7 protein-coding genes are annotated in these 6,968 nt (G+C 43.3%); 4 read left to right on the top strand and 3 right to left on the bottom strand.

Going from position 1 to position 6,968, the window contains the following annotated elements:
- Positions 1–68: 68 nt before the first annotated feature.
- From UF75_RS14320 to UF75_RS14305, 4 genes are all read left to right on the top strand, one after another.
- Positions 69–1,112, top strand: coding sequence for a DVU_1551 family NTP transferase (locus UF75_RS14320; protein ID WP_156146444.1), 1,044 nt, complete (start codon positions 69–71; stop codon positions 1,110–1,112).
- Positions 1,112–2,221, top strand: coding sequence for an XdhC/CoxI family protein (locus tag UF75_RS14315; RefSeq protein WP_045575275.1), 1,110 nt, complete (start codon positions 1,112–1,114; stop codon positions 2,219–2,221). The genes UF75_RS14320 and UF75_RS14315 overlap by 1 nt, the downstream gene beginning before the upstream one ends.
- Before the next feature lie 12 nt (positions 2,222–2,233).
- Positions 2,234–2,860, top strand: coding sequence for an alpha-ribazole phosphatase (gene cobC, locus UF75_RS14310; RefSeq protein WP_045575274.1), 627 nt, complete (start codon positions 2,234–2,236; stop codon positions 2,858–2,860).
- Positions 2,861–3,117: 257 nt separating this feature from the next.
- Positions 3,118–4,281 (top strand): iron-containing alcohol dehydrogenase, encoded by a 1,164-nt coding sequence (locus UF75_RS14305; RefSeq protein ID WP_045575273.1) that lies wholly within the window; start codon positions 3,118–3,120, stop codon positions 4,279–4,281.
- Between the two features lie 130 nt (positions 4,282–4,411).
- Here UF75_RS14305 and UF75_RS14300 read toward each other — a convergent pair whose 3' ends face one another.
- The 3 genes from UF75_RS14300 to UF75_RS14290 are packed head-to-tail and all read right to left on the bottom strand — an operon-like array spanning position 4,412 to position 6,768.
- Positions 4,412–5,125, bottom strand: a complete 714-nt coding sequence (locus UF75_RS14300) for an ATP-binding cassette domain-containing protein (protein ID WP_045575272.1) — start codon at positions 5,123–5,125, stop codon at positions 4,412–4,414.
- 1 nt (position 5,126) lies between these two features.
- Entirely contained in the window at positions 5,127–5,828 is a 702-nt protein-coding gene (locus tag UF75_RS14295; RefSeq protein ID WP_045575271.1) for an ABC transporter permease, read from the bottom strand.
- A 34-nt stretch (positions 5,829–5,862) separates the two neighbouring features.
- A complete protein-coding gene (locus UF75_RS14290; RefSeq protein ID WP_045575270.1) occupies positions 5,863–6,768 on the bottom strand; it encodes a substrate-binding domain-containing protein in 906 nt (301 codons plus the stop codon).
- Positions 6,769–6,968 lie beyond the last annotated feature (200 nt).

Genomic DNA, 6,968 nt, shown 5'->3' with positions numbered 1-6,968 from the left:
CTGCAATCATAGTTGCAGCAGGATATCTTTTCGTATGAAACGCTTTAAACCACTTTAGCGCTCGACGGGTGCACAGTCTTAGAAAAAGCTGTGCACAGTTTCTGAAGAGCGGGATTAGGGATATCCGTGTGGTGGTTGGGCATCGGGCGAACGAATTGTATCCTGTTTTAGATGGACTAGGGGTGCAGACCATCGTCAACCTCAATTTTTCCGAAGGAATGTTCTCCTCTGTGACAGCTGGTGTTGAAAGCTTATCACCAGCTGTCCAAGGATTTTTCCTACTTCCTGTCGATAATCCAATCGTGAACCGAGAAACCTTGGATAAGCTTCAAGACAAGTTCTTCACAACACAGTTCGGTATTATCTATCCATCTTATCAGGGAACGAGGGGGCATCCTCCCTTAATTTCCTGTCACTATGTGAACAAAGTAATGACCTGGAACAAACCGGGTGGAATGAGAGCTTTATTAGAACAGTATGAGCAGGATGCCCTCGAGGTTGAGGTTGATGACCCGGGTATTTTGCTCGATATGGACACACCGGAGGACTACCTGCAGATGCTGAAGTACTGTGGAGATACCCGGATCCCCTCAGAAGAAGAATGTTATGCTATAATTAATAATGCTAAAACTAATGTAAGGGTGTTTAATCATTGCAAGCAGGTAGCTCAGCTAAGTAGTGCAATGGGCAGCTATTTAATCAGGGCTGGTAGTCATTTGAACCTTGACCTAATCAGAGCAGCGGCGCTGTTACATGACTTGGCCAAAGGGGAACCCCGTCATGCCGAGGTCGGAGCCCAAATGCTCCTGAATTATCCAGAGGTAGCGGTAATTGTCGCTGAACATATGGATATTTACCTGAACCTAGCGGACCAATCCGTAACAGAAAAAGAAATCGTATATTTGGCGGATAAACTTGTCATAGATGACCAGATTATTTCACTTCAGGCCAGATGCTCAGGGCTCCTGGAGCAGTATAAGAGCAATCAGGAGGTTTTCGGAAAGATTAAGCAGAGATTGAGTAATGCCGAAAGAATTCAAGCTAAAATAGAAAAAATAATTAAGATACCTTTACATGACATATGGAACGTTGATTTGGGGGGGCAAGGTTAATGGACAAGGAAATATATCTAGCTCTTAAAAAGGCAATCGACCAAAATCTGGATGTGGCCCTGATTACAATAACCAGTGTGCTGGGGTCAACACCCCGTAAGCCCGGAGCTAAAATGTTAGTTTTTGCAGACGGGACGACGGTTGGAACCATTGGCGGTGGCTGTGGTGAGGCTGAGGGGAGACGAGAGGCACTCAATGTATTAACAGCTTACACTCCGAAGAACCACTATTTGAATATGACGGCAGACATTGCCCTGGAGGAGGGAATGGTTTGCGGAGGGATCATGGGATTATTCGTTGATTATATAGGTTCACAGAGCCCCGTGGAACAGACTAGACTTATTAATGGTTATCTCTCTTCCTTAGAAACCTCAAGTCCGGTTCTTGTAACGGTGATAGAGGCGAATGAAGAGCGATTAGTAGGGAGAAAATTGTTCATTAAAAATGATGGAGAGGTTATAGGTGATCTGGGTATAGAAGAACTTACTAGGGTTGCCCTGGAGAATGCCAAAACAGGAGGCAAACGAGGCCAGCCGCTAATAGTTAGTTTGGATTCCCAGTTTAAGCCGTGTGATACATCTGTAACGAAAGCGACGTTTCGGTTTTTGGTAGAGCCCCCAACGACGGTCGCACAATTGTTAATTCTAGGAGCAGGTCATATTGCACTTCCCCTCGCAACCATGGCTAAAATCGTTGGATATGAGGTTACTGTCGTCGATGACCGTCTATCTTTTGCGAATTCGAATCGGTTTCCCACGGCCGATACGATTATATGCGATGAGTTTGAACATGCCTTAGATAGGATAAATATCAATTCACAAACCTTTGTAGTTATTATTACTCGTGGGCATCGCTACGACAAAATATGTCTGCGCAAAGTGATCAATCTACCAGCTTCCTATATTGGCATGATCGGCAGTCGTAGAAGGGTTAAAGCCTTGCTTGCTGAATTGGAGGAGGAAGGTATCGCGAGTGAAACGCTGCAAACGTTGTATTCACCGATCGGTCTAAAAATTGGAGCAGAAACTCCTGAAGAAATAGCCGTAAGTATTCTCAGTGAGCTGATTAAAGTTCAGAAAGAGTTGGATCAGAACGGTAAAATGAAATGAGTTTAAACAACTATGGCTAAAAAGCTCATTTATTTAGTCAGGCACGGTGATATCGGTCAAGGGAAAGATAAGTGTTATATCGGACAATTGGACATTCCTTTGAGTGAGCTTGGTAAGAAACAGGCTTCCTTATTGAAGGAGATCTTTAGTCGAGTGCCTTTAGATAACATATATTGCAGTGATATAGGGAGAGTACAACAAACAGCAGACCTAATTGCCTCTGCCCATCAAATCGTTCCCATGGCTCGCGTGGAGTTGCGGGAATTATATATGGGCGACTGGGAAGGAAAACCCTTCTCTGAAATTAGAACTAACTATCCAAAGGAATTCAAAGAACGTGGCGCAGATATCGTAAATTACCGTCCACCGCTGGGAGAGAGTTTTTCTGACTGTTACAAAAGAGTGATTCCTGTCTTTGAAAGTCTTGCCAAATCGGATGAACCGACAATTCTAATCGTTGGACATGCAGGAGTAAACAGGGTAATCTTATGCCATGTACTTGGGATACCCTTAGAAAACGTCTTTCGTTTTGAACAAAGTTATGGTTGTGTTAATTTAATCTGCAAAGAGGGTTTTGAGTACCGACTGAAATATTTGAACTATACAGTTAACCGTGACCTATCCAGCATGGGGTTGTAGCAAAACTTGTTTTTCGATTTCATGATTATAATCCAGAAAAGTGTTCCATAATTAAACTCTGTCCCGAGCAAAGTGAATCATATTAGAGCAGTTGCGCATTGCAAATTATAAGTATAATCAGAATTTAATTTGAACAGTATAAAAACAATAGAATTACCGCCTTGTGAATATAATAACTAAATATTCAGACTGTTGGCATGAAACTTGCTATATATACTTCACAGCATATAAAACAAAAGAAATAGGGGGAAATTAATATGTCAATTATTCATCAAGTCTATGGGTACTACATGCCAACGGTAAACCTCATGGGTGCTGGAGCAGCTCAAGAAACAGGCAAGCAAGCTAAACTACTGGGTGGGAAAAAGGTCCTGCTAGTGACTGATGCCTATCTCGAAAAGATGGGTATGGCTCAGGAAATCGCAGATATTATTACAAAAGAAGGCGTCAAAGTTGTAATTTATGGCGGCGCCGAACCAAATCCAACGGATAAAAACGTGCATGATGGATTTGACATCTATACTAAAGAAGGCTGTGACCTGATTGTATCCGTAGGCGGAGGTTCTTCGCATGATTGTGCCAAAGGAATCGGATTGGTAGCAGGTAACGGCGGAAGAATTAACGATTATGAAGGTGTCGATAAGTCGCCCTTGCCTATGGCTCCGATGATTGCAATTAATACGACCGCAGGTACAGCTGCTGAAATGACGAGATTCTGCATTATCACGGATGAAGCACGTCACATTAAAATGGCGATCGTAGATTGGCATGTAACCCCGAACGTCTCGATTAATGATCCCTTGTTGATGATGAAGCAACCACCAAGTTTAACCGCAGCGACAGGAATGGATGCACTTACCCATGCCGTTGAGGCGTATGTTTCCACGAGCGCTACACCAGTCACAGATTCTGCGGCATTAATGGCGTTTAAAATAATCCCTAAATACCTGCGTCGTGCCGTAGCGAATGGGGAAGATTTCGAAGCACGTGAACAAATGGCTTATGCTCAATTATTAGCGGGTATGGCCTTTAATAATGCAAGTTTAGGGTATGTTCATGCAATGGCTCATCAATTAGGAGGATTCTATAATTTGCCTCATGGAGTATGTAATGCAATCCTTCTCCCCCACGTTTCACGCTTTAACATGATTGGCAATCTCGATCGTTTTGCAGAGATTGCTGTAGCAATGGGAGAAAATATCGAAGGACTTTCTGTCAGAGAAGCTGCGGAGAAATGTTTAACCGCAATCGCTACGTTGTCTGTAGATGTTGGAATTCCGACTGGACTAGCTGCACTGAATGTTAAAGAAGAAGACTTTGCTCTGATGGCTGGAAATGCAAAGTTAGATGCTTGTCAATTCACTAATCCACGCACAGCAACACTTGAACAAGTGATTCAGATCTATAAGAACGCAATGTAATCTAAAGATGCTGTTCTAAAAATCTCTGAAGATTTTACATGGTCTAGTACGAAAAGGAGGGTTAAAACCCTCCTTTTTCGTGCTAGTAAAACCCAATACCATTACGGTCCACCACAGAGAGTGCGTTTCATTAGGAAAAATGCGCAAGAAAACGGGCTACCTCTTCTTTTTGAGGATTCTGAAGTAATTCGGGAGGGGAACCTTCCGCTGCGACTTGCCCATTGAGTAGTATCAAGGCTCGGCTGGCTAAATGGGCAATATCCTTAAAATCATGGCTCACTAAAACAGTGGTTGTTTGAGTGACTTTAAATACTTTAGCTAAGTCAACACGGAGTCCCTCTTTGGTGGGGGCATCAAGAGCAGAAAAAGGTTCGTCCAAAAATAGAACGTCTGGCTCTATGGCAAAGGCGCGAGCTAAACTAACGCGTTGGGCCTCTCCTCCAGAAAGTAACCGTGCCGACTGTTTTGAAAGATGAATAACTCCAAACTGCTCCAGCCAATAGTCCACTCGTTTCCGAATGGTTTCTTTAGAAAGGCCCCGGATTTTTAATCCAATGGCTACATTGTCAAAGACACGAGTGTTTAATAAGAGGGATTCCTGAAAAACAATGGCTATTTTTCGTCGAATAGCGAGTGGGACATTTTTAGGTACGGATTGACCTTGAAAGAAGAGCCTTCCAGAGGTTGGAGTCTCTAAAAATGCAAGTATTTTCAGCAAACTGCTTTTCCCAGATCCATTGGGACCGAGTAGGCCAACGCATTCCCCTGGAGACAGATGAAAATTAATGGTTTGTAAAATAGTTTTATGATCCTGCATCCAAGTTATCTCCCGCGCTTCGAGCACCTTATGGGCCTCCTTGCTGTTTCTGTTGGAGTAGAGTTAAGCCTAAAGTGGCGCCGTAGGCTAGTAAACATAAGATAATACTTAAGGCAATTGCAATATCGAAATTCCCTTTAGAAACTTCTAAGACAGTGGCGGTTGTAAGGACACGAGTCTGCCCTTTTATATTTCCTCCGACTGCCATGGAAGCCCCAATCTCCGAGACAATTGCACCAAAACCAGCGATAATAGCAGCAAGCAGGGAAAAACGGACTTCTCTTAGAAGCAACCCAATATACTGGAGACGTGTTGCCCCCAGTGCACGGATTTGGAGCCTTAGTTTAGGGTCAGTTTGTTGAAGGGCTGCACAGGTTAAGGCGGCGATAATGGGCGAAGCAATGATTGCCTGAGCGATGATGATAGCTGTTGGGGTATAGATAATGTTCAAAAAGCCAAATGGTCCGGATCTCCACAGAAAAATTGAGACCCATAATCCGACAACCACCGGAGGTAATCCCATCCCAGTATTAACGATACTTAACACTAAACGTCTTCCCGGAAAAGGTTTAAGAGCAAGGAGCGTACCAAAAGGGATTCCAAGCACAAGACTAATCAACGTTCCGATACTGGATATTTTGAGAGTAAGGAGCGTGATTTCGATCACTTCGGGATCCCCTGTTATCAGGAGGTGAATGGCAGCTAGGATTCCTTGCCAGATCATTTCCATGGAGTAACATTCCCTCCCATATTAAGTCAGTAGTTTACTTACCGAGTTCTTCCATTTTCTTGCCTGCATCAGGGAAGAACAAGGATTGACCGAATTTCTCTTTTCCAAAGGTTCCGATTTGGGCTTGGGTTTCTTTGGAGATCATAAAATCAACAAAGGCTTTAGCTCCATCCGCATTCACTTTAGGGAACTTTTCAGGGTTCACTTGCATGACATGATAGATATTTAAGAGGGAAGCATCTCCTTCAAGGACGATCTCAAGTTTTAAGTTTTTCTTAGTTGCTAAATAGGTAGCACGGTCTGTTAGTGTATATCCCTCTTTCTCTGAAGCAATGGTGAGTGTTTGTCCCATACCTTGACCTGTGGACTGATATTTAGTTCCAACTGGTTTGAGATTCACTTTAGTCCATAAGGCTTTTTCCATTTTATCGGTTCCAGAATCATCTCCACGGGAAACAAAGATCGAAGAACTTGCATAAATTGCCTTCAAGGCGTCCGCGGTTGTTTTAGTGCCTTTTACTTTGGCTGGATCGGCGGCAGGTCCTACGATGATAAAGTCATTGTGCATGACAAGTTGGTAGTTAATAGCAGTTTTGTTATCTACCAATTTCTTTTCCGAGGCGGGTGCATGAACTAGTAAAACGTCAGCATCCCCTTTTTCGCCCATGGCTAAAGCAGCCCCTGTGCCGACGGCAACTGTTTGGACTTTATAGCCTGTTTTCTTTTCAAAATCGGGGATGAGAACATCCAGCAAACCGCTGTCTTGAGTACTAGTGGTGGTCGCTAAGATCAGGTTTGGATTGGCAGGTTTAGGGGCTTCTACTGTTGGAGTTTTTGAAGTTGATGGGGCTGGAGTTGTTCCACATCCGACGACGAGCATCACGACAGCTATTAAAAGTAATGAGACACTAAGACTAATTCTTTTAAACTTCTTTTGCATAATTATAATCACCTTTCATTTCACTCAAAACACAAAACGGAAAATAAAAACACCGCAATGCCTTTGTGAGTATAGTTTGGGACAACTTGGGAGTGTTACCACTCTCCAGAGGGAGTATGGCTGATAGAGTAATAACAAGTAAGACGTGCAAAGGGCATAACTAATAGAACTGCTCAAATCTGCCACAATGAAGAGGACGA

The sequence above is a fragment of the Desulfosporosinus sp. I2 genome, from assembly GCF_000960765.1.
GTDB lineage: Bacteria > Bacillota > Desulfitobacteriia > Desulfitobacteriales > Desulfitobacteriaceae > Desulfosporosinus.
Note: the sequence above shows the minus strand (reverse complement) of the source record. Positions and strands in the feature narration are given on the sequence as shown.